The 23,341-nt window shown below is 70.6% G+C and carries 19 protein-coding genes and 1 tRNA gene; 12 read left to right on the top strand and 8 right to left on the bottom strand.

From position 1 onward, the window contains the following. Positions 1–63 precede the first annotated feature (63 nt). The 10 genes from HQK15_RS05500 (at position 64) to HQK15_RS05545 (ending at position 13,296) form a co-directional block, all read left to right on the top strand. On the top strand, positions 64–1,983 hold the full coding sequence (locus HQK15_RS05500; RefSeq protein ID WP_173490381.1) for a DNA polymerase III subunit gamma and tau: 1,920 nt from the start codon (positions 64–66) through the stop codon (positions 1,981–1,983). Further along, positions 1,961–4,624, top strand: coding sequence for a chorismate-binding protein (locus HQK15_RS19220; RefSeq protein WP_173490382.1), 2,664 nt, complete (start codon positions 1,961–1,963; stop codon positions 4,622–4,624). Before HQK15_RS05500 ends, HQK15_RS19220 begins: the two co-directional genes overlap by 23 nt. Before the next feature lie 156 nt (positions 4,625–4,780). Continuing rightward, the gene (locus HQK15_RS05510) at positions 4,781–6,580 is read left to right on the top strand and encodes an N-acyl-D-amino-acid deacylase family protein (RefSeq protein ID WP_173490383.1); all 1,800 of its coding nucleotides are present in this window, start codon (positions 4,781–4,783) and stop codon (positions 6,578–6,580) included. Positions 6,581–6,585: 5 nt separating this feature from the next. Continuing rightward, positions 6,586–7,215 (top strand): TetR/AcrR family transcriptional regulator, encoded by a 630-nt coding sequence (locus HQK15_RS05515; protein ID WP_173490384.1) that lies wholly within the window; start codon positions 6,586–6,588, stop codon positions 7,213–7,215. Positions 7,216–7,234: 19 nt separating this feature from the next. Then, on the top strand, positions 7,235–7,831 hold the full coding sequence (gene recR, locus HQK15_RS05520) for a recombination mediator RecR (RefSeq protein WP_173490385.1): 597 nt from the start codon (positions 7,235–7,237) through the stop codon (positions 7,829–7,831). A 79-nt stretch (positions 7,832–7,910) separates the two neighbouring features. Further along, positions 7,911–8,336, top strand: a complete 426-nt coding sequence (locus HQK15_RS05525) for a hypothetical protein (RefSeq protein ID WP_173490386.1) — start codon at positions 7,911–7,913, stop codon at positions 8,334–8,336. A gap of 98 nt (positions 8,337–8,434) precedes the next feature. Next, complete coding sequence (locus HQK15_RS05530; protein WP_173490387.1) at positions 8,435–9,427, top strand: LysR family transcriptional regulator; 993 nt, start codon at positions 8,435–8,437, stop codon at positions 9,425–9,427. Between the two features lie 162 nt (positions 9,428–9,589). After that, a complete protein-coding gene (locus HQK15_RS05535; RefSeq protein WP_173490388.1) occupies positions 9,590–10,681 on the top strand; it encodes a S1 family peptidase in 1,092 nt (363 codons plus the stop codon). Positions 10,682–10,844: 163 nt separating this feature from the next. Further along, the gene (locus tag HQK15_RS05540) at positions 10,845–12,140 is read left to right on the top strand and encodes an aspartate kinase (RefSeq protein WP_173490389.1); all 1,296 of its coding nucleotides are present in this window, start codon (positions 10,845–10,847) and stop codon (positions 12,138–12,140) included. 118 nt (positions 12,141–12,258) lie between these two features. After that, positions 12,259–13,296 carry an aspartate-semialdehyde dehydrogenase gene (locus HQK15_RS05545; protein ID WP_173490390.1) on the top strand — a complete coding sequence of 346 codons (1,038 nt, stop codon included), beginning with the start codon at positions 12,259–12,261 and terminating at the stop codon, positions 13,294–13,296. Here HQK15_RS05545 and HQK15_RS05550 read toward each other — a convergent pair. From HQK15_RS05550 to HQK15_RS05570, 5 genes are all read right to left on the bottom strand, one after another. Further along, on the bottom strand, positions 13,293–15,239 hold the full coding sequence (locus tag HQK15_RS05550; protein ID WP_173490391.1) for an acetoacetate--CoA ligase: 1,947 nt from the start codon (positions 15,237–15,239) through the stop codon (positions 13,293–13,295). The genes HQK15_RS05545 and HQK15_RS05550 overlap by 4 nt on opposite strands. Then, a complete protein-coding gene (locus tag HQK15_RS05555) occupies positions 15,236–16,018 on the bottom strand; it encodes a hypothetical protein (protein ID WP_173490392.1) in 783 nt (260 codons plus the stop codon). The genes HQK15_RS05550 and HQK15_RS05555 overlap by 4 nt, the downstream gene beginning before the upstream one ends. A 57-nt stretch (positions 16,019–16,075) precedes the next feature. Then, positions 16,076–16,576, bottom strand: a complete 501-nt coding sequence (locus HQK15_RS05560; RefSeq protein WP_173490393.1) for an LPXTG cell wall anchor domain-containing protein — start codon at positions 16,574–16,576, stop codon at positions 16,076–16,078. Between the two features lie 150 nt (positions 16,577–16,726). Then, a tRNA-Pro gene (locus tag HQK15_RS05565) sits at positions 16,727–16,803 on the bottom strand. Between the two features lie 8 nt (positions 16,804–16,811). After that, complete coding sequence (locus HQK15_RS05570) at positions 16,812–17,726, bottom strand: metallophosphoesterase (protein ID WP_173490394.1); 915 nt, start codon at positions 17,724–17,726, stop codon at positions 16,812–16,814. Between the two features lie 39 nt (positions 17,727–17,765). On the opposite strand from HQK15_RS05570, the gene HQK15_RS05575 reads away from it, so the two are divergent. After that, the gene (locus HQK15_RS05575; RefSeq protein WP_173490395.1) at positions 17,766–18,227 is read left to right on the top strand and encodes a GatB/YqeY domain-containing protein; all 462 of its coding nucleotides are present in this window, start codon (positions 17,766–17,768) and stop codon (positions 18,225–18,227) included. Positions 18,228–18,487: 260 nt separating this feature from the next. On the opposite strand, the gene HQK15_RS05580 is transcribed toward HQK15_RS05575, so the two are convergent. Continuing rightward, complete coding sequence (locus HQK15_RS05580; RefSeq protein ID WP_173490396.1) at positions 18,488–20,698, bottom strand: transglycosylase domain-containing protein; 2,211 nt, start codon at positions 20,696–20,698, stop codon at positions 18,488–18,490. A gap of 171 nt (positions 20,699–20,869) precedes the next feature. Here HQK15_RS05580 and HQK15_RS05585 point away from each other — a divergent pair, with 171 nt between their 5' ends. Further along, positions 20,870–21,127, top strand: a complete 258-nt coding sequence (locus HQK15_RS05585) for a WhiB family transcriptional regulator (protein ID WP_173490397.1) — start codon at positions 20,870–20,872, stop codon at positions 21,125–21,127. Here the strand turns inward: HQK15_RS05585 and bagB are convergent. Both bagB and bagA read right to left on the bottom strand, forming a co-directional pair. Continuing rightward, positions 21,124–22,338: an ArsA family ATPase gene (gene bagB, locus HQK15_RS05590; RefSeq protein WP_173490398.1), complete on the bottom strand. Its 1,215-nt coding sequence runs from the start codon at positions 22,336–22,338 to the stop codon at positions 21,124–21,126. The two genes, HQK15_RS05585 and bagB, sit on opposite strands and share 4 nt — an antisense overlap. Then, positions 22,335–23,294 carry an ATPase BagA gene (bagA, locus tag HQK15_RS05595; protein ID WP_173490399.1) on the bottom strand — a complete coding sequence of 320 codons (960 nt, stop codon included), beginning with the start codon at positions 23,292–23,294 and terminating at the stop codon, positions 22,335–22,337. Before bagA ends, bagB begins: the two co-directional genes overlap by 4 nt. Positions 23,295–23,341: the final 47 nt, after the last annotated feature.

Below are 23,341 nucleotides of genomic sequence, written 5' to 3' on the forward strand. Positions count from 1 at the left end.
GCCGTCGCCGGGTGCAGGGGTGACGGGATAGGCAGTGTCGTGGGCGGTCGTTAGTCTCTATGTGTGGATGCCCCCCTCGCGCTGTACCGCCGCTACCGGCCGGAGACCTTCGCCGAGGTGATCGGCCAGGAGCACGTCACCGAGCCCCTGCGCCATGCCCTCGCGGGCAACCGGGTCAACCACGCCTATCTGTTCTCGGGTCCGCGCGGCTGCGGCAAGACGACCAGCGCCCGCATCCTGGCCCGCGCCCTCAACTGCGAGAAGGCGCCGATCGCCGATCCGTGCGGCGAGTGCCAGAGCTGCCGCGACCTCGCCCGCGGCGGACCGGGCAGCATCGACGTCATCGAGATCGACGCGGCCAGCCACGGCGGCGTCGACGACGCGCGCGACCTGCGCGAGCGCGCGTTCTTCGCCCCGGTCAGCAGCCGCTACAAGGTCTACATCATCGACGAGGCCCACATGGTCTCGCCGCAGGGCTTCAACGCGCTGCTCAAGCTCGTCGAGGAGCCGCCGCCGCACCTGAAGTTCATCTTCGCGACGACCGAGCCCGACAAGGTCATCGGCACGATCCGGTCGCGCACCCACCACTACCCGTTCCGGCTCGTCCCGCCCAAGGCGCTCGGCGACTACCTCCTGCAGCTCTGCGAGGCCGAGGGCGTCGCGCTCGCTCCGACGGCGCTCCCGCTGGTGGTCCGGGCCGGCCAGGGCTCGGTGCGTGACACCCTCAGCGTGCTCGACCAGCTGCTGGGCGGCGCCGGTCCCGAAGGAGTCACCTACGACCTCGCGGTCCAGCTGCTGGGCTACACCCCCGACTCCCTGCTCGACGAGGCCATCGACGCCTTCGCGGCCAGCGACGGCTCGACCGTGTTCGGGGTCGTCGACAAGGTCATCGAGTCCGGGCAGGACCCGCGCCGTTTCGCCGAGGACCTCCTGCAGCGCCTGCGCGACCTCGTGATCGTCGCGGCCGTCCCCGACGCCCTCGACAAGGGTCTGCTCGACGTGCCCGGCGACCGCGCCGAGCGGCTCGTCACCCAGGCCAACGGCTTCGGCCCGTCCGAGCTGACCCGCGCCGCCGACATCGTCAACGCGGCGCTGATGGAGTTCCGCGGCGCCACCGCGCCGCGTCTGCTGCTCGAGCTGATGTGCGCGCGCATCCTCGTGCCGGGTGCCGACAACTCGACGCAGGGCTTCCAGGCCCGGCTCGACCGCGTCGAGCGCCGGCTGTCGATGGACGGCGGGTCGCCGACTCCCGCGCGACCGGCCCCCGCCGCTGCTCCGGTGCACGAGCCGGTGCACCAGCCCGAGCCCGAACCCGAGCCCGCTCCGGTCGTGCCGCCGGTCCAGGCCGAGCCCGCCCCCGTTGCACCGCCTGTCGCCGCCGAGCCCGCGCCGGTCGCCCCGCCGCAGCCGGTGGCCTCGCCGCAGCCGGTGGCTCCTGCCGCCGCACCGGCCGGCACCCTGACGATCGCCGACGTCCGCCGCCTCTGGCCCGAGATCCTCGACAAGATCCGCGACATGCGGCGCTTCGCCTGGATCATGCTGAGCCAGAACGCCCAGGTCATGGCGCTCGACGGTCAGGTGCTGACGATCGCCCTGGTCAACGCCGGAGCCCGCGACTCGTTCGTCAACAGCGGCTCGGCCGACTACGTCCAGAAGGCGCTGCAGGAGGTCCTCGGCGTCACCTGGCGCATCGAGGCGATCGTCGACCCGGGCGCGCGTCCCGGTGTCGTCGACGACTACGACGACGGCCCGTCCACGCCGCCGCCGGTCGAGCAGCCGTCCGCGCCGTCTGCACCTGCGGTAGCCGTGCCCGACTCCGTCCGCCAGGCCATGCGCGAGCAGCACAGCCCCCAGACCCGTGAGGACCCTGATGCCTCGGCCGACCGTGACGACCCGGTCGTCGACCACGAGATCCTCGATCCCGAGCTCCTGCTGAGCCGCGAGCTGGGAGCAGAAGTCATTGACGAGACCCCCACGAGCTGACCTCGCGCGGCATCGACTCGACCTCGACGCCGACCCGCTCGACGTCCTGCGGCGCTTTCGCGGTCACGACCGCCTCGTGGCGCTGCTCGGCGCCTGGCACCACGGTGAGGCCCTCATCGCGTTCGACCCGGTCGAGGTGCTCGACGGTGATCCGTTCACGGGCATCGACCTCGACCCGTTGCCGTCCGACGTCGCGGGGTTCGGCGGCGGCTGGATCGGGGCGTGGGGCTATCAGCTCGGCCGGCTCGTCGAGGACCTTCCTCCCGCACCCGGCCGCCCCCGCCCGCAGCCCGATCACCGCATCGCGTTCTACGACCACGTCCTGCGACTGACCGACGGGGTCTGGTGGTTCGAGTCGTTGACCCGCGACGACGAGCGCGACGCCCGCGTCATGGCAGCCCTCGGGGCGCCCGCCCCCGAGCCGATCGCCTACGACGTCGGTGCCTTCGCGATGACGCCGTCGCCCGACGGTCACCGCGCGGCCCTGGCGACGGTGCTCGAGCACATCGCCGCCGGCGACATCTTCCAGGCCAATCTGTGCGCGCGGCTGGAGGCGTCGTTCTCGGGCGATCCGCTCGACGTCTTCTGCGCAGGCGTCGAGCGGCTGCACCCGGCCTACGCCGCCTACGTCTCCAGCCCCGAGGGGGAGCTGGTGAGCTTCTCGCCCGAGCTGTTCCTGCGGCGGACGGGCGACGAGGTGCTGACCTCGCCGATCAAGGGCACCGCGCACCTCGACACCGACCCCGACGAGCTGGTCGCGTCGGCCAAGAACCGCGCCGAGAACATCATGATCGTCGACCTCATGCGCAACGACCTGGGGCGCGTCAGCCTGCCGGGATCGGTGCGCGTCCCGGCGATCACCCGCGCCGAGCGGCACACCGTCTGGCACCTGGTCTCCGACGTCGTCGGGCACGTCGGCCGCGGCGTCCGTGACTCCGACCTGCTGCGGGCCACGTTCCCGCCGGGCTCGGTGACCGGCGCACCCAAGGTCCGGGCGATGGAGGTCATCAACGCGCTCGAGTCGACTGGTCGCGAGGCCTACACGGGGGCGATCGGGCACGTCAGCCCGGCGGCGGGCCTCGAGCTCAACGTGGTCATCCGGACGTTCGAGTTCGCCGGCGACGCGGTCTGGCTGGGCGTCGGCGGGGGAGTGGTGGCCGACTCCACGCCCGACGACGAGTACGCCGAGTGCCTGGTCAAGGCGCGCCCCCTGATCGACGCGATCGGCGGGCGGCTCGACCTCGTCGCCGAGGTCTCCACGCCGACCGCGCCGACGTCCGTCCGGGCGCCTGCCGCAGCACCGACCGTCGACGAGTCGCTGGGCATCTTCGACACGCTGCTCGTCAGCGACGGCCACGTCGTCGACCTCGATGCCCACCTGGCACGCCTCGACGCCTCGGTGCGGGCCGTCTACGGCACGACGATCCGCGCCGGCCTCGACGAGGCGGTCGTCCGTCGTGCGGCTGCACTCGTCGGCGACCACCGGCTGCGCATCGACGCGGTGCCGCAGGGGGCCGATGTCGCCGTGACGATGACGACCGACGAGATCGCGGCCGCATCCGGCCCGTGGACCCTGACCCCACGCGCGGTCGGCGACGGATGGGGCCAGCACAAGTGGTCCGACCGTCGCGCCCTGGCCGACGACCGCGGCCTCCGTCACGACCTGCTGCTGACCGCCGACGACGGATCGATCCTCGAGACCGCCCGAGCCAACCTGTTCGTGGTCCACGACGACGGCGTGCACACGCCGCCCACCGACGGACGCATCCTTCCCGGCACGGCCCGCGCCCGGGTCGTCGAGATCCTGCGGGCGGCGGCCGTGCCGGTCTTCCAGCGCCGCCTCACCGCGGCCGACGTCATCGCCGCGACCGAGGTGTTCGTGACCAACGCCCTGCGCGGCGTCGTGCCGGTCGCCGCGTGCGAGGGCCTCGGCGCGTGGCCGGTGGGTCGTACGACGACCTGGCTCCGCGACGAGCTCGAGCGGCTCTGGCTCGACCCCGTCGTGGGCGGTGCGCGAGCGTCCACACGTGGCCCGTCCGTGGCCGCTGCACCGCCCACCGAGGCGAAGGTGCTGTTCATCGACAACTACGACTCGTTCGTCTACAACCTCGTCCAGTACGTCGGTGAGCTCGGCGCCTCGGCCGAGGTGGTCCGCAACGACGCCGTGACGGTCGACGAGCTGGTCGCGGCGCGGCTGCGCGGTGACTTCACCCACCTGGTCGTCTCGCCGGGCCCGGGCACCCCGGCCGACGCCGGCATCAGCCGTGAGGCGATCAGGCGGCTCGGGCCGACGACGCCGACGCTCGGGGTGTGTCTCGGCCACCAGGCGATCGGCGAGGTCTACGGCGCGTCCGTCGTCCGGGCCCCCGAGGTCGTCCACGGCAAGCCCTCGCTGGTCCACCACGACGGGCGCGGGGTCTATGCGGATCTGCCGTCGCCGCTGGTCTGCGCCCGCTACCACTCGCTCGTCATCGACCCGGCGACGCTGCCCCCCGAGCTCGACGCGACGGCGCACACCGCGTCGGGCATCGTCATGGGCGTCCGGCACCGCACCCACCCGGTCGAGGGCGTCCAGATGCACCCCGAGTCGATCCTCACCTCCCACGGTCACGACATGCTCCAGACCTTCCTCACCCCCTGATCCGCGAGTGGCGCAGATCGAAGGTTCTGAGACGGCGTGTCGTCGTTTTTCGCGCCACTCGCGGGGTGGAATGCGCCACTCGCGGACCAGGGTCTAGACATAGCGAGTGATCACTCGCTATCTTGACGTGATCCACATCACGCAAGGGCGGACAGCATGGACGAGCTCGACCTGGTCATCAGCGGCGGCACCTACTTCGACGGCTCGGGCGCGCCCGGCGTCGTCGCGAACATCGGCGTCAAGGACGGACGCGTCGCGGCGGTCAGCCCCGACCCGCTGCCGATCGGCCCCACGACGCGCGTCGTCGACGCCGCCGGCCAGTGGGTCATGCCGGGGTTCGTCGACACCCACACGCACTACGACGCCGAGCTGCAGGTGGCTCCCGGCCTCAACGAGTCGGTCCGCCACGGCGTGACGACGGTGCTGGTCGGCAACTGCTCGCTCTCGACGGTCTACTCGACGCCCCTCGACATCGCCGACCTGTTCAGTCGCGTCGAGGCGCTCCCGCGCACCCACGTGCTCGGCGCACTCGAGGACGCCAAGACGTGGTCGACGCCCCAGGGCTGGGTCGACGCGCTCGAGCAGCTGCCGCTCGGCCCGCACGTTGCCTCGTTCCTCGGGCACTCCGACGTCCGCGCGAGCGTCATGGGCATGGGCCGCTCGACCGACCCGGCGCAGAAGGCGACGCGGGGCGAGCAGGCCGAGATCGAGCGCCGGCTCGAGGACGCCCTCGACGCCGGCTTCCTCGGCATCTCCACCATGACCAACCCGTGGGACAAGCTCGACGGTGACCGCTACCGCTCCCGCTCGCTGCCGTCGACCTACTCCAGCTGGAAGGAGTTCCGGGGCCTGAGCCGGGTCCTGCGCCGCCGCGGGCGCGTGCTGCAGGGGGTGCCCAACCTCAACAAGAAGTACGACATCGCGTTCTACCTCGCGACCGCGACGGGCCTGCTCCGCAAGCCGCTCAAGGTGTCGCTGCTGGCCGCCGCCGACACCAAGGCCGAGCCCTGGGTGCAGCGCATCTTCGCCCCGCTGGCGTTCCTCGCCAACCGGATCGGTCGCGGCCGGTTCACCTGGCAGCACCTGCCGACGACGTTCCGGGTGTGGGCCGACGGCATCGACCTCGTCGTCTTCGAGGAGTTCGGCTCCGGCCGCGAGGCCCTGCACCTGCGCGAGGAGATGGGCCGCAACGAGCTGCTGAGCGACGAGGCCTACCGTCGCTGGTTCCGTCGTGACTTCGACAAGCGCTTCTCGCCCCGGGTCTGGCACCGCGACTTCGACGACGCCGAGATCACCGAGTGCCCCGACGCCGACCTGGTCGGCCAGATGATCGGCCAGGTGGCCCGTGACCGCGGGCTCCACCCCGTCGACTGCTACCTCGACCTCGTGGTCGAGCACGGCACCCGGCTGCGCTGGAAGACCAACATCGCCAACACGCGGCCCGAGGTCCAGGACCAGCTGATCAACCGTTACGGCATCACGATCGGCTTCTCCGACGCCGGGGCGCACCTGCGCAACATGGCGTTCTACAACTTCGGCATCCGGCTGCTCAACCGCGTCCACCGGGCGCAGACGAGCGGCAAGCCGTTCATGACGGTCGAGAAGGCGGTCTTCAAGCTGACCGGCGAGCTGAGCGACTTCTACGGCATCGACGCCGGCCGCATCGGGGTCGGCGACCGGGCCGACATCGTGGTCGTCGACCCGGCCGGGCTCAGCGACGAGGTCGACAGCTATCACGAGGCGCTGATGCCTGAGTTCGGCAACATGAGCCGGATGGTCAACCGCAACGACGCCGCCGTCAGCGCGACGATCGTGACGGGCGAGGTCGTCTTCGATCGCGGCGAGTTCGTCGACGGCTACGGCCGGACGCTCGGGACCGGGCGGTTCCTGCGCGCCGGTGAACCCCGCGGCACCGTCGCGCCCGTCCGCCGCCTCGACGCGGTGGTGGCACAGTAGGGGGCGTGACCGCGACCCCTCGACGCACGCAGGCCGAGCGGCGCGAGGGGACGATCGCCGCGATCGTCGACGCGGCTGTCGCGGCCCTCGGCGAGGTGGGCTACGCCCGCACCACGACTGCCGAGATCGCCCGCCGGGCCGGGGTGTCCCAGGGCGGCCTCTTCCGCCACTTCGAGTCGCGCCTCGACGTCATCTTCGCGGCGGCCGACGCCGTGCGGGCCCGTCAGTTCGACGACTTCCGCGAAGGTCTTGGCGCGCTGACGCAGTTCGACGTCGCCGCGACCGTGCGGCTGCTGCGTCGCGCGACGCGGGCCCCGATCAACGCCGCCTGGTACGAGCTGCTGGTCGCGGCCCGCACCGACGCCGAGCTGCAGGCCCGGCTCGCGCCGCTCGCCGACCGCTACCACCGCGAGATCATCGAGATGGGGCGAGCCCTGCCGATCGCGGCCTCGATGCCGCCCGACGAGCTCGACACGCTCGTGATCGGCATCGTCTACATGCTCGACGGTGAGGCCCTCACCGCCTCGGTCCACGTCGACGCCCGCCAGGAGGATGCACGGGTCGAGCAGGTCGTCCGCATCCTCGCCGGTGAGCCGGCGTTCGAGGGCGAGTCGAGCGCTCCCCGTCAGGCCTGACCGCATACCCTGAACACTTATGTATGACGGCGTGGTCCAAGACCTGATCGACGAGCTCGGGCAGCTGCCCGGCATCGGTCCCAAGAGTGCGCAACGCATCGCGTTCCACCTGCTCGACGCCGATCCCGAGGACGTCCGGCGCTTCGCCGCGACCCTCGTCGAGGTGAAGTCCAAGGTCCACTTCTGCTCGATCTGCGGCAACGTCACGGTCGACACCGAGTGCCGCATCTGTGCCGACCCGCGCCGCGACCCCAGCGTGCTGTGCGTCGTCGAGGAGTCCAAGGACGTCGTCGCGATCGAGCGCACCCGTGAGTTCCGGGGCCGTTACCACGTGCTGGGCGGAGCGATCTCGCCGATCGCGGGCATCGGCCCCGACCAGCTGCGCATCAAGGAGCTGCTGGGCCGGCTGCAGGACAACGCCGTCACCGAGGTCATCATCGCCACCGATCCCAACCTCGAGGGCGAGGCGACGGCGACCTACCTGATCCGCATGCTCTCGACGTACGGGCTGCGGGTCAGCAAGCTCGCCAGTGGGCTGCCGGTCGGCGGCGACCTGGAGTACGCCGACGAGCTCACGCTCGGGCGAGCGTTCGAGGGACGCACGACGATCGGCTGACACGCCGCGAATCCCTCTGATAGCGTTCGAGACAGCCTGTACGACCGGGAGAGGTCGTACGTCTCACCAGGGGGACACGATGACGATCCGTTCACGCATGATGGGCACCGCGCTCATGCTCACGCTCTCGATGGGCATGCTCGCTGCCTGCGGCGGCAGCGACGCCGGCAGTGACGACGCCGAGGCCACCTCGGAGGCGACGTCGTCGGCCGCCCCGACCACCGACGCAGAGGCCGAGAGCGACGAGGGCACCGACGGCAAGCCCAGCAAGGACGACGTCGTCGACGGATACACCAAGCTCGTCACCGGCAGCATGGGCGACAGCCTGCCCGACGACATCGTCGACAAGGTGGTCACCTGCTTCGTCGACGAGCTGTACGACGACGCGTCCGCCGACACGCTGCAGGCCATCGCCGACTCCAAGCCGGAGGGCATCAACCCCGACGACGCGACGCTGTTCACCGATGCGTCGACGTCCTGCACCCAGAAGATCACGGGTCAGTAGGCCCATCGCTCGGACGGCCCCGCACCTGATCAGGTGCGGGGCCGTCCGACGTCGCGGGCTGATTCTGCCGCTCGGCGTCATCGGGGTACGTTGAAACCGTGGAGCTGGAGCTGCGACACCTCAAGGTGGTCTGTGCCCTGGCTGACGAGGGCAGCGTCACCAAGGCGGCGGCGAGCCTCGGCCTGGCGCAGCCGGCCCTGACGGCCCAGCTCAACCGCATCGAGAAGTCGCTCGGCGGGCCGCTGTTCGAGCGCGACCACCGGGGCGTCCGGGCGACGCCGCTGGGCGACCTGGTGCTGGCCCGGGCCCGGGTCATGCTGCCGGCGATGTCGGGCCTTCGCGAGGAGGCCGCCCGCCTGCACCAGAACGAGGGGCGGGACGACGGCACCCCGGCCCACCTCAACCTCGGCGCGTCGACGGGCGCCGTCCTCGGTCAGCTGATCCAGGCGCTGGCGGCCGAGCACGCCGAGACGGTCGTGACCACGCATGCGTCGTGGTCGTCGGAGGAGCTCGCCGAGATGGTCGTCGAGGGGCGCATCGACTTCGCGGTCGTCGGGGTGTGTGCCGACGCTCCGCCGCCCTCGCAGCACGGGCTCACGTGGCACGAGGTGACGTCCGACCCGGTGTTCGTCCTGCTGCCCCGGACGCACCCGCTCGCCGACAAGCCGGAGATCGACCTCGCCCAGCTGGCCGACGAGGACTGGGCGGCGATGCCCATCGACGGCTGCTTCCCGAGCTGCTTCGCCGCGGCGTGCGCGCGTGCGGGGTTCACGCCTCGCACGATCTACCAGGCCGACGCCGTCAGCTGCATCGACCTGGTCGAGTCGGGCCATGCGGTCGCGCTGTGCCAGGCGACCCGCGAGCTGCCAGGTCTGGTGACCGTCCCGATCGTCGACACCCCGTTGCGCTGGCGCCACCTGATCGGGTGGCGCCCGGACTCCACGGTCGCCGGGTTCGCCGACGAGATGGTGCGCCTGACCACCCGGTCGTACGCCGAGCTGATCGGTCGCAGCCGGGTCTACTCGTCGTGGTTGCAGGGAAATCCGGGCTTCGGGCTGCAGCCTCTGCCGTCGGTCACACCGAGGGTATGACCCAACTGGTATGTCCCTGCGCGGCCTGAGCCGCACTACGTTGCTGACAACCCCACGGGGGGGCTCGGGGGCCGCAGCCAGGCTCCGAATCCGAGGCCGGGACACCCCCGGCCGTCGCGACGACGAAGGAGAATCACGATGACGCACACGATGCGGGTGTCCATGGGAATCTCAGTGCTTGCAGTGGGGGTGGTGACGGCCCTCGGGCAGGCCGCAGTGGGGCAGCCGGGCTCGTCGGACGAGTCTCGCTCCGCCACGATGAAGTCCGCGATGCAGCGCGACCTCGGCCTCTCGGCCGCTGAGGTGAACGACCGCCTCGCCGCCGAGAAGAAGGCATCGAAGACGCAGAAGGAGCTCCGCTCCGAGCTCGGATCGTCGTACGCCGGCGCGTGGTTCGATGCGACGAGCGGCTCGCTCGTGGTCGCCTCGACCAGCGCGGCGGAGGCCTCCACGATCAGGTCGGCGGGGGCGAAGGCCCAGCAGGCCAAGCGCAGCGAGAAGCAGCTCAGCACCTACCAGTCCCGGCTCAACGCCGCGAAGGCCCAGGCTCCTGACACGGTGCCCGGCTGGTTCGTCGACGTGAAGAGCAACTCGATCGTCGTGCAGTCCCGGGCCTCCGGCGTCGACGAGGCGAAGTCGTTCGTCAAGAAGGCCGGCGTCCCGGCCAGCGCGGTGACCGTGAAGACGTCGTCGGAGGCGCCGCGAGCGCTCGACGTCGTGGGCGGCAACGCGTACTACATCGACAACACCTACCGCTGCTCGGTCGGCTTCTCGGTCAACGGCGGGTTCATCTCCGCCGGCCACTGCGGCTCGCCGGGGTCGACCACGACCTCGCCGACGGGCACGTTCGCGGGCTCGAGCTTCCCCGGCAACGACTACTCGTACGTGCGGACCAGCGACACCTTGGTGGGTGCGGTCAACAACTACGCTGGCGGCACCGTGGCGGTGAGCGGCTCGTCCGAGGCACCGGTCGGTTCGTCGATCTGCCGGTCCGGCTCCACGACCGGATGGCGGTGCGGCACGATCGGAGCCCGCAACTCGACGGTCAACTACGCCGAGGGCTCGGTGACGGGCCTGATCCGCACCAACGCGTGCGCGGAGGGTGGCGACTCGGGAGGCTCCGCCCTCTCCGGCAACCAGGCTCAGGGCGTCACGTCGGGCGGCTCCGGCAACTGCACCACCGGTGGTACGACGTACTTCCAGCCGGTCAACGAGATCCTCAGCGCCTACGGGCTCTCGCTCGTCAGGGGCTGACCACTCCGCTGTCGCGGGCCCGCTCGACCTCCGGGTCGGGCGGGCCCGTCGTGATCGCCGGTCTCACGGCCGGAATCGGGGTCGGTCGCCCCGGGACGACCGGGTAGACTCCTCGGTGCGCAGCGTCGCGCGTCCGTACGTCACCACCAGGTAGGACAGAACCGTGGGCATTGTCGTCCAGAAGTACGGCGGCTCCTCGGTTGCCGACGCAACCAGCATCAAGAGGGTCGCCCAGCGCATCGTCGCGACCAAGAAGGCCGGTCACGACGTCGTCGTCGTGGTCTCGGCCATGGGCGACACCACCGACGAGCTGATCGATCTCGCCAACCAGGTCTCGCCGCTGCCGCCGGGTCGAGAGCTCGACATGCTGCTGACCGCCGGTGAGCGCATCAGCATGGCGGTCCTGGCGATGGCGATCGGCAACCTCGGCCAGGAGGCGCGCTCGTTCACCGGCTCGCAGGCCGGCGTCATCACCGACTCCGAGCACGGCCGCGCCAAGATCATCGACGTCACTCCCGGCCGCATCGAGGCCGCGCTCGCCGAGGGGGCCGTGGCGATCGTCGCCGGCTTCCAGGGCGTCTCGCAGACGACCAAGGACATCACGACCCTGGGTCGTGGTGGCTCCGACACCACGGCGGTCGCGCTGGCCGCCGCTCTCGGCGCCGACGTCTGCGAGATCTACACCGACGTCGACGGCATCTTCACCGCCGATCCGCGCATCGTGCCCAACGCCCGCCAGATCCCGCGGATCTCCTACGAGGAGATGCTCGAGATGGCCGCCAACGGCGCCAAGATCCTCCACCTGCGGTGCGTCGAGTACGCCCGCCGCAACGACATGCCGATCCACGTCCGGTCGTCGTTCTCCGACAAGACCGGCACCTGGGTCGTCAAGACCGAGGACGTCGTCCAAGCGGGCAGCGCTCAAGAAGGAAGTCCCATGGAACAGGCCATCATCTCCGGCGTCGCGCACGATCGCAGCGAGTCCAAGATCACCGTGGTCGGCGTGCCCGACAAGGTGGGCTTCGCCGCCGCCATCCTGCAGGCGCTCGCCGATGCCCAGATCAACATCGACATGGTCGTGCAGAACGTCTCTGCCGCGGCGACGGCCCTGACCGACATCTCGTTCACCCTGCCGCGCGCCGACGGCCAGACCGCCATGACCGCGCTCGCGCGGCTCAAGGACGAGGTCGGCTACGAGCGCCTGCAGTATGACGACAGCGTCGGCAAGGTGTCGATCGTCGGTGCCGGCATGCGCTCGTCACCGGGCATCACGGCCAAGTTCTTCCGCGCGCTCGCCGACGCCGGGGTCAACATCGAGATGATCTCGACCTCGGAGATCCGCATCTCGGTCGTCGTCACCGAGTCGCAGGTCGATGCCGCCGTCAACGCCGCTCACGCCGCGTTCGATCTCGGCACCGACGAAGTCGAGGCCGTGGTCTACGGAGGTACCGGCCGATGAGCACCACTCTCGCCGTCGTCGGCGCCACCGGACAAGACACCCCACGCCGTTCTGCACTCCTCCGCTCCGCTCCTCCGCGCACAACGCCGCGGGGACCCCGTCCTGAGGGGAACCTCTCATGACGACCCTCGCCGTCGTCGGCGCCACCGGACAGGTGGGCGTCGCCATGCGCAGCATCCTGGAGGAGCGCAACTTCCCGGCCGACCGGGTGCGCTTCTTCGCCTCCGCCCGTTCCGCCGGCAAGACGCTGCCGTTCCAGGGCGAGCAGATCGTCGTCGAGGACGCCGAGACGGCCGACATCTCGGGCATCGACATCGCCCTGTTCTCGGCCGGTGCCACGACGTCGCGCGCCCAGGTGCCCCGCTTCGCCGCGGCCGGCGCCGTCGTCGTCGACAACTCCTCGGCGTTCCGCAAGGATCCCGAGATCCCGCTGATCGTCAGCGAGGTCAACCCCGAGGACGTCGCCAAGGCGCTGGCCGCCAACGGTGGCCGCAACATCATCGCCAACCCCAACTGCACGACGATGGCTGCGATGCCCGTGCTCAAGCCGCTGCACGACGAGGCCGGCCTCGTCCGCCTCGTCGTCAGCAGCTACCAGGCGGTCTCGGGCTCCGGCATCGCCGGCGTCCAGGAGCTGCACGGCCAGGCGCTGGCCGTGGTCGAGAAGGCCGACGAGCTCGCCTACGACGGCTCGGCCGTCGACTACCCGGCCCCGGGCGTCTACGTCGCGCCGATCGCCTTCAACGTCCTGCCGATGGCCGGCTCGATCGTCGACGACGGCTCGTTCGAGACCGACGAGGAGCAGAAGCTCCGCAACGAGAGCCGCAAGATCCTGCACCTGCCCGACCTGCGGGTCTCGGGCACCTGTGTGCGCGTGCCGGTCTTCACGGGTCACTCGCTGTCGATCAATGCCGAGTTCGCTCGCGACATCACGGTCGAGCGGGCCACCGAGATCCTCGGCGGCGCGCCGGGCGTCCAGCTCGTCGACGTGCCGACGCCGCTGCAGGCCGCCGGCAACGATCCGAGCCTGGTCGGTCGCATCCGCCAGGACCAGAGCGTCGAGGGCCACCGAGGGCTGGTGCTGTTCGTCAGCGGCGACAACCTGCGCAAGGGTGCCGCGCTCAACACGATCCAGATCGCCGAGCTGCTCGTCTAGCTCCGGAGCCCGACGAACACGTCGAGGGCTGATGGGTCGGCCAGTGCGCCCCTGGCCGCAGCCTGCTCGACCGGGACGCCCTGCAGGATCTTCTTGACCGGGACCTCGAGCTTCTTGCCCGACAGCGTCCGGGGGAGCAGCGGCACCTGGTGGACGGCGTCGGGGACGTGGCGCGGCGACAGGCTGCTGCGGAGCGCCGAGGCGATGCTGCGGGTCAGGTCGTCGTCGAGCTCGCGCTCGTCGGCCAGCACCACGAACAGCAGCAACGTGCCGGCACCGCCCTCGGCGTCCTCGAGATGCACGACGAGGCTGTCGGTGACCTCGGGCAGCGCCTCGACGACGGAGTAGAACTCCGACGTCCCGAGCCGCACGCCGCCGCGGTTGAGGGTGGCGTCGCTGCGTCCGGTGATGGTGCAGGTGCCGCGCTCGGTGATCGTGATCCAGTCGCCGTGGCGCCAGACGCCGGGGATGTCCTCGAAGTAGGCCGCGCGGTAGCGGGAGCCGTCGGCGTCGCCCCAGAAGCCGACCGGCATCGACGGCATGGGTCCGGTGATGACGAGCTCGCCGAGCGAGCCCACGACGGACCGTCCCTGCTCGTCGTACGCGTCGACGGCGCAGCCCAGCATCCGGCAGGAGATCTCACCGGCGTGGACGGGCACGATCGGAGACGATCCCACGAAGCCGGAGCACACGTCGGTGCCGCCGGAGATCGAGCCGAGCTGGGCCGTGGGGCTCACCGCGTCGTAGACCCAGCGGAAGCCCTCAGCGGGCAGCGGAGCGCCGGTCGACCCGATGCCGCGCAGGCGGGACAGGTCGGCGACCTCACGCGGCACGAGGCCGTCCTTGCGGCACTGCAGCAGGAACGGTGCACTGGTGCCGAAGTAGGTGATCTCCAGCTCCTCGGCCATGCGCCACGTCGCGCCGAGGTCGGGGAAGGCGGGGTTGCCGTCGAACATGACGATGCTGGAGCCGACGGCGAGGCCGGAGACCAGCAGGTTCCACATCATCCAGCCCGTCGTGGAGAACCAGAAGAACCGGTCGTCCGGGCCGAGGTCGTGGTGCAGCGCGAGTGACTTGACGTGCTCGACGGTGATGCCGCCGTGGCCGTGCACGATCGGCTTGGGCAGGCCGGTGGTGCCCGACGAGAACAGCACGTAGAGCGGGGCGCTGAAGGGGACGCGCGCGAACGCCAGGGGCGCGCTCTGCGACGTCAGGTCGGCCCACGTGACGGCGCCGTCGGGGGCTGGGGCGCTGGCATCGAGGTAGGGCAGCCAGACCAGCGTGCGGACGCTCGGCAGGGCGGCGTGGATCTGCTCGACCTCGGCGCGGCGATCGATCGGCTTGTCGCCGTACCTGTAGCCGTCGACCGCGAGCACGACGGTGGGCTCGATCTGCTGCCACCGGTCGATCACGCTCTGGGTGCCGAACTCAGGGGCGCAGGACGAGAAGACCGCACCGAGGCTGGCCGTCGCGAGCAGCAGCACCAGCGTCTCGGGGATGTTGGGGGAGTAGGCCGCGACCCGATCACCCTCGGCCACCCCGGCGCGGACGAGCCCGGCCCGGGCGCGCGCCACCTGCTCGCGCAGCTGTGACACCGTCAGCGTGACGTCGTCACGGCTCTGCGACCGCGCGATGACGACGACATCGTCGTCAGCACGGTCCGGGAGGCGCAGCATGACCTCGGCGTAGTTGAGCCGCACGTGCGGGAACCACACGGCTCCCGGCATCGACGCATCGGCGAGCGCGGGTGCAGGATCGCCGTCGGCCGGGATGTCGAAGACCCGCCACACCTCGGACCAGAAGGCGTCGGGCTCGTCGACCGACCAGCTCCAGAGGCTCTCGTAGTCGTCGAACGACGGTCGGCCGTGCTCCCGCAGGGCGCCGATGAACCGCTCGAGGCGGGTCGAGCCGTCGAGGGCCGGCTCCCAGAGGACGTCGCTCACTCGACGACGGCGGGGGTGTTCTCGGCAAGGTCGATGAGCCAGTGGGCCAGCGTGCAGGCTGCCGCCCCGAGGACGGGCACGATGAGCAGGGCCGTGGCGGGCTGCCGGTCGACGATGTCGAGGAAGAGCCCCAGCATCGCCACGATCGTGAGCACGACGGCGAGGAAGCTCGTCAGGCGCGCGGCGGCGGACCCGAAGCCCCGCAGCAGGGCCTGACCGAGATAGACGCTGACGATCGCCACGACGACGAACGCGAGGCCGCCCCAGAACCCTCCGCCCGAGGACACACCACGGACGGCCTCGAAGATGCGCAGCGCGACGGCCCCGAGGACCACGGCGACCAGACCGACGACGGCGCCGGTGATGACGGACGCGAGGTAGAGGTTGATGTGGGGCAGACGCCACGCGGCGACGGCGCGGCCGCGCTCGGCGACAGCGTGCCCCGAGGTGCGAGCGGCATCACCGGTGCGGTCGGCGACCGCCCACCAGGCATCGCGGACCCGCTCGCCGGCGGCACCGACCTTGGCGCCGATGGCCAGGTCGCGCCGAGGCCGCTGGGGCCGGGACCCGCTCCTGCTGCTCGGTGCGCCGGGAGCCGGCGCACGAGCGCCGACCTTCTGGGGCTTCGACTGGGCCTTGGCCTGCGGCTTGGTCGCGGTGGCGACCGGACGGCCGTAGCGGACCTGGGGCGGTGGCTCCGAGGGCGCGGCAGGACGAACGACGGTCTTCTTGACCACTCGTTTGACAACCCGCTTGGCGGGCTCCTGCTCGTCGACCATGTGCTCAGTTTGTCACATGGTGTGGCAGGTCACAGTGCGGTCCGCGACCCGAAGACGTCAGGCGTTGGCGCGGCGTGTGGCGACGGCGCCGCCGCCGGCCACGACCAGTCCGGCACCGAGCACGAGCCACCAGATGTTGGCGCCGCCGGTGTTGGGCAGTGCGCCGTTGTCGTCGTCATCGGCTGCCAAGTCGTCGTCGGCGCAGTCGCGGACCTTGACGACGGCGCTGGCGCTGAGCGTCTGGTTCGAGGTGCCGTCGGAGTAGGTGGCCGTCGCGCTGAGCGTGACCGACTTGGTCGACGTGACCTTGGGTGCCGTGACCGTGGTGCTGAACGTCGAGCCGTCCGAGCCGGTCTTGGTCTGGCCGTTGAACGACACCGCGAAGTCGGCGTCCTGGCCGGCGGCGTCGACCGTGACCGGGACGGAGGCGTTGGAGCACACGCTGCCGTCGACGTCGATGCTGAGCGCACCGTCGGGGTAGGCGTGGGCAGCACCGCTCGCGGCCAGGAGGATTCCTCCGGCCAGCCAGGCGGCGGCTGTCGTGCGCAGTGCGTTCATGATGTCTCCCTGTGTCGCGGTCCGAGGATCATCGAACCGTGCCTTGTGGAGGACAACGAGGTCACCCACCTCCACGTCACGATGATTTTACCGTTGATCTGCGGTTGATGCGACGAAACCGGCCCACCGTGCGGTGGACCGGCCTCGTCATGGTCGGGCTGACAGGATTTGAACCTGCGGCCTCGTCGTCCCGAACGACGCGCGCTACCAAGCTGCGCCACAGCCCGACGCTCCCTCAGAAGTGGGAACCGGACGAGTCTATCCCAGTGAGGGTGAGCAGTGTTGCCTCGGGGCGGCATGCCACCCGAACCGGGGTGAACGGGGACGTCCCGAGGCCCGCCGAGACGTGCAGCCAGGACGGGTCGTGGGCGTCGACCTGGTGCCGATGAAGGCCGCGGGCGCGGGCACGATCGAGGTCGCAGTTGGTGACCAGGGCACCGTAGAACGGGATGCGCAGCTGCCCGCCATGGGTGTGCCCGGCCATGATCAGCGGGTAGCCCTGGGCGTTCCAGCGGTCGAGGACCCGCAGGTAGGGCGCATGGGCGACGCCGATCGCGAGGTCGGCGTCGGCGTCGGCGGGCTCGTCGTCCAGCACGTCGTAGTTCAGGTGCGGGTCGTCGACGCCCACGAACGACAGTCGCCGCCCGGCGACCTCCAGCTCGTCGTGACGGTTGCCGAGGTCGGTCCACCCCCGCACGCTGAAGGCGGCACGGAGCTCCTCGAACGGCAGGTCCTTCTCGCGGTGCCACTCGCCGGCGCTGCTGACGCCGGTGCCGCCCGTCAGGTAGCCGACCGGGTTCTTCAGGACGGGTGAGAAGTAGTCGTTGGACCCGAAGACGAAGACCCCGGGCAGGTCGAGCAGGTCGCCGTACGCGTGCAGCACCGACGGCACGGCGTCGAGGTGGGCGAGGTTGTCGCCGGTGTTGACGACGAGATCGGGCTCGAGCTCGGCCAGGCCGCGGAGCCACTGCTGCTTGCGGTGCTGCCCCGGCGTCATGTGGGTGTCGGACAGGTGCAGGACGCGCAGGGGGTCGGATCCTGCCGCGAGCACCGGGACGGTCACCTCGCGCAGCGTGAACGCCCTGGTCTCCGCGACGGCGTACGCCAGCCCGGTCGCAGCAGCGGCGACGGACCACAGGAGGGGGCGCATGCCCCCAGCATGTCACCCTCCGGGTGGGACACTGGGGGCATGTCAGCTCTCAAGGACCAGCTCCACTCCGACCTCACGACCTCGATGAAGGCCCGCGACGCGCTGCGCACGTCGACGCTCCGCATGGTGCTCACGGCGATCACCAACGCCGAGGTGTCGGGCAAGGAGGTCAAGGAGCTCACCGACGACGACGTGCTGACGGTGCTCGGGGCCGAGGCCAAGAAGCGCCGCGAGGCGGCTCAGGCCTTCGCCGACGGCAACCGACCGGAGCTCGCCGAGAAGGAGACGGCCGAGGCCGCGATCCTGGCCGAGTACCTCCCCGCCCAGCTGTCGGCCGACGAGATCGCCGCGGTCGTCTCGGCCGCCGTGGAGTCCGCCGGCGCAGCCGGCGAGGGCATGAAGGCGATGGGCAAGGTCATGGGGATCGTCTCGCCGCAGGTCAAGGGCAAGGCCGACGGCGGCGCCGTGGCCGCCGAGGTCAAGCGCCAGCTGGGCGCCTGACCCGGCTCAGGCCCGCGGCAGACGCACGACCCGCATCAGCGCGCCCTCGGCCGTGACATCGGCGAGCAGGGCCAGCGAGCCGTCGGGGGTCGACCAGGAGCTGCGGAGAGGGGTAGCTCCCGCCGGACACGGTGAACCCGACCCAGTCGCCGAACCGGCGGATGTCGGTGGGCAGCGCGTCCTTGTCCGACCCCCCGGGGAAGTCGTCCATGACGACCGTCGCCCCGCCCGACGTCATGGCCGCAGGCTGCTCAGCGGGATCATCCGCGGTCGCGACCTCCGCCGTTGCCGCCACCGTTGTTGCCGCCTCCGCCGTCGTTGTTGTCGTCGTTGCTGGCCTTCTTGGGTGCCCTCTTGGCGACGGGCTGGCGCTGGGGCGGCGTGTCGAAGTTGACCGGTGTCAGGTAGTCCTGGATCTTCTGCATCGCCTTGGCCCACATCGGGCCGGCCAGCGAGGAGCCGCCGACGGCGTTGAAGTCGAGGAAGGCGCCGTTGATCTGGACCCCGGCCAACGAGCGCGGGCTGCCGTTCTTCTTGACGCCGGCGATCATCGAGGCCGTGGACAGCTCGGGGGTGTAGCCGACGTACCAGACGGACTGGTTGTCCTGGGCGGTTCCAGTCTTGGCGGCCGACGGGATCTGCAGGCCGGTGCCGTTCTGGAAGCCGAAGCCACCCGGCTCCTGCACGCCGCGCAGGATGTCGTTGATCTGCGCGGCCTGGTCCTTGGTCAGCGCCTGCTCGCAGTCGGGGCCGTACTTCTTGACGCTGTTGCCCTGGGCGTCGAGGATCTCGGCGACCGGACGCGGCTTGCAGTACATGCCGCCCGAGGCGAACGTCGCGTAGGCGGCCGACATGTCGAGCGGGCTGACGTTGGTCACGCCGAGGGTGAAGGCGGGGACCTGGTTGTTGAGGCTCGACGTCTTGTTGGGGAACGGCACGGTGATGCCCATCGACTCCGCGGCCCGGACGACGTTGCAGAGTCCGGCCTTCTTCTCCAGCTGCGAGAAGTAGGTGTTCACCGACTCACGGGTTCCGGTGTACATGTTCTTGGAGCCCGACGTGGTCGAGTTGCTGACCTTCCAGGGTGCGGTGCCGCCACCCTCGCAGTCGAAGTAGCTGCCGGCGGGCATCGTCATCGACTTGGGCGAGTTGAACGTCTGGCCGACGTCGACGCCGTTCTTGAGCGCAGCGGCGACGGTGAACAGCTTGAACGTCGAGCCGGCGGGGAAGCCGCCGGAGTCGCCGTAGCGACGTGGCACGACGAAGTTGATGAAGGACTCGCCCTTCTTCTTGTTGCGACCCATGGGACGCGACTGCGAGAGGGCGCGGACCTTGCCGGTGCCGGGCTCGACCGACGCGAGGGCCGCGATGGCCTCGGTGTCGGTGGCCTTGACGGTCGACTCGACGGCGGCGTCGGTCGCGGCCTGCGCTCGCAGGTCGATATTGGACTTGATCGTCAGGCCGCCGCGCTCGAGCCGGGTCTGGCGCTCCTGGGTCGTGGTGCCGAGGGCCGGCTGGCGCAGCAGCCAACGGCGCACGTAGTCGCAGGAGAACTCGGCGCTGGAGCTCACGCAGCCGTTGGGGAACTTGGTGATCTTGAGCGCGAGCGGAGCGGCCTGGAACTTCTCGGCCTCCGCGGGCGTGATCTTGCCGAGGCGGGCCATGACGGCGAGCACCGTGTTGCGGCGCTGCAGGGCCTTCTCGGGGTAGACGTTGGGGTCGAACTCGACCGGGTTCTTGACCAGGCCCGCGAGGGTCGCGGCCTGGCGGACGTTGAGCTGGTCGGGGCTGCGCGAGAAGTAGTGGAACGAGGCCGCGCTGATGCCGTAGGCGCCGTCGCCGAAGTAGGCGATGTTGAGGTAGCGCTCGAGGATCTCCTTCTTGGTGTGCGTCGCCTCGTAGTCGATCGCGAGCTTGAGCTCACGGATCTTGCGGGCCGTCGACTTCTCCGTGGCGGCCTTGACCTGCTCCTTGGTCGTGGCCTGCGAGACCAGCGTCAGCTTGACCAGCTGCTGCGTGATCGACGAGCCGCCCTGGGTCTGACCGTCCGAGGCGTTGTTGAACAGGGCGCGGACGGTGCCCTTGAGATCGAGCGCGCCATGCTCGTAGAAGCGGTTGTCCTCGATCGAGATGAGCGCGTCCTGCATGACCGGCGCGATCTCGTCGAGCGGGACGTCCTGCCGGTTCTCCTTGTAGAAGTAGGCGATCAGGTCGCCGTTGGAGGCCAGCAGGCGCGTGGTCTGGGCGTTGGGCTGGTCCTCGAGCGCCAGCGGCATGTCGACGACGTCGTTGGTGACGTCGTTGAACGTGACGGCGACCATAGCGGTCGCGGGGATCAGCATGAGGGCGATCAGCAGGCCGGCGAAGGCCGAGAGCCCGGCCATGGTGCCGATCCGCCCGGACCGTCCACGGGGCTTGCTCTCGGACTGGGCAGCGCGGCGCAAGAAGGTGCGAAAGTCGTCCGAGGCCATGCAGGACAGCGTACGTGACGCACTCCAACCGGCCCAGAAGGCGACATGGTGTCTAGTTCTTTGGGGCTAGTGAAAATGGTCAGCATCGGTCCTGCCGCCGACGGGACTTAGTTCCTACGTTTGTCCTAACCAACTTCGGTCAACGTGGCCGGTCTCGGGGAGGTTTTGACAATGTGGAATGACAACTGGGCGGCTGAAGCCGCTTGCCGCGGCAAGTCCGATGCCCTTTTCGTGAAGGGCGCGGAGCAAAACCGCGCGAAGCAGGTCTGCGGGACGTGCCACGTCCGGGCCGAGTGCCTGGCCGAAGCGCTGGACAACCGCATCGAGTGGGGCGTCTGGGGCGGCATGACCGAGCGTGAGCGTCGTGCTCTGTTGCGTCGCCGCCCGAACGTCACCGCGTGGCGCAGCATCCTCCAGGTCGCGGTCTAGCCCTTCGGCCCGCTGGCGGGAACGCCGGCCAGCAGGTCTCCGACCTGACGCAGCCCGTCGAGGTCGTGGACGTCGCCGGCGAGCGCTGCGACCGACACCGTCGGCACCGCGGGGTGCGCCGCGCCGAAGCGCCTCTTGAGGCGTGACTCCCGGGCGTCGACCCGCATGCGGTCGGCGTGGATCAGCAGCAGCTCGGACGTCATCTGGTCGGCCGTGCTGCCGCTCGAGAGCTTGTGCGCCGCCGACTCGGCCTCGGCCGTGCCGATGCCGTCGGCGCCGTTCTCGTGGACCCGGTTGACGACCAGGCCGGCCAGGGGCATGTGCTCGCCGCCGAGCCGCTCGACGAAGTAGGACGCCTCGCGCATCGCGGCGGGCTCCGGGGCAGCGACGACGACGAACGCCGTGCCGTCGGCCTGCAGCAGGGCGTAGGTGCTCTCGGCGCGCTGCCGGAAGCCGCCGAAGAGGGTGTCGAATGCCGCGACGAACGTCTGGACGTCGGTCAGCACCTGGGCGCCCAGGACCTTGTTGAGCGCGCTCGTGACGATGCCGAACCCCGCGGAGAGCAGACGGGCGGGGCCCTTGGCCGGTGCGAGGAGCAGCTTGATGAAGCGGCCGTCGAGCAGTGACGAGAGCCGCTCGGGGGCGTCGAGGAAGTCGAGCGCCGACCGCGACGGCGGGGTGTCGACGACGATGAGGTCCCACGTCGACGTCGCGTGCAGCTGGCCGAGCTTCTCCATCGCCATGTACTCCTGCGTGCCGGCGAACGAGCTCGACAGGGCGACGTAGAACGGGTTGTTGAGGATCTGCTGGGCCTTCTGCGGGGTCGCGTGCTGCTCGACGACCTCGTCGAAGGTGCGCTTCATGTCGAGCATCATGGCGTCGAGCGATCCGCCGCGCTCGACGTCGACGTCCTTGACCGGGCGTGGCGTGTTGTCGAGCTCGGTCAGGCCCATCGACTGCGCGAGGCGGCGGGCGGGGTCGATCGTGAGGACGCAGACCTTGCGCCCCTTCTCGGCCGCACGCAGCGCGAGGGCCGCAGCGGTGGTGGTCTTGCCGACGCCGCCGGACCCGCAGCAGACCACGATCCGCGTGGTGGGGTCGTCGAGCAGGGCATCGACGTCGAGCCGTCCGCCAACGCTCGTGCGTGCACCGCCGCGCGGCGCCGTGCGTGCCTTGCGCGAGGACGGAGTGGTCCGGGCCTTGCCGGTCATGCGAGCTCTCCCAGCTGCTCGGCGAGCTCGAACAGGGCGCCGAGGTCGATCGCGTCGCCCAGGAGCGGGAGCTCGACCAGCGGCGTGCCGCAGTCCTCGAGGATCTGGCGCTGACCGTCCTGCAGGACCTGGCGCTCCAGGTGGGCGAGGCCCCCCTCGACCAGAGCGGGAGCCGCCGCCGGATCGAGGCCGGCTGCGCGGAGGGACGCGGCGACCTTCGCCGGCTTGAGCGTGCCGCCGACGAGGGCATCGCGCGTCGCGGCCGAGACCAGCGAGGGACGGACGAGGTTGAGGACGACATGTCCGACGGGCAGCCGCTCGGACGTGAGCTCGGCGATGCCGTCGATCGTCTCCTGCACCGGCATCTCCTCGAGCACCGTCACGAGGTGGACGTGGGTCTCGGCCGAACGCATCATCTCCATGATCGAGTCGGCCTGGCGGCGGATCGGTCCGACCTTGGCCAGACCGGCGACCTCGGAGTTGACGTTGAGGAAGCGGGTGATGCGCCCGGTCGGCGGGGCGTCCATGATCACGGCGTCGTAGGCGAAGCCCTTGCCGTCACGGCGGCGCGCGGCCTCGTAGACCTTGCCGGTCAGCAGGACGTCGCGCACACCTGGCGCGATCGTCGTCGCGAAGTCGATGATGCCGAACTTGTCGAGCGCCTTGCCGGCGCGGCCGAGGCGGTAGTACATCGCGAGGTACTCCAGCAGGGCCGACTCCGGGTCGATCGCCAGGGCGTAGACCTCGCCGCCGCCGAGGCCGACGGCGATCTGGCGCTCTTCGTAGGGCAAGGGCGGGACGTCGAACAGCTGGGCGATGCCCTGGCGTCCCTCGACCTCGCACAGCAGGACCTTCTTGCCCTCACCGGCGAGGGAGATCGCGAGGGCAGCGGCGACCGTCGTCTTGCCGGTGCCACCTTTGCCGGTGACGACATGGAGCTCGGTCGACTGTGCCACCCCTCGAGCCTACCGAGGACCTGCCAAGATGCCCGCTGATCAGTGGT

Origin of the sequence: Aeromicrobium stalagmiti (genome assembly GCF_013283745.1) — a bacterium.
In the GTDB taxonomy this organism is placed as follows: domain Bacteria; phylum Actinomycetota; class Actinomycetes; order Propionibacteriales; family Nocardioidaceae; genus Aeromicrobium; species Aeromicrobium stalagmiti.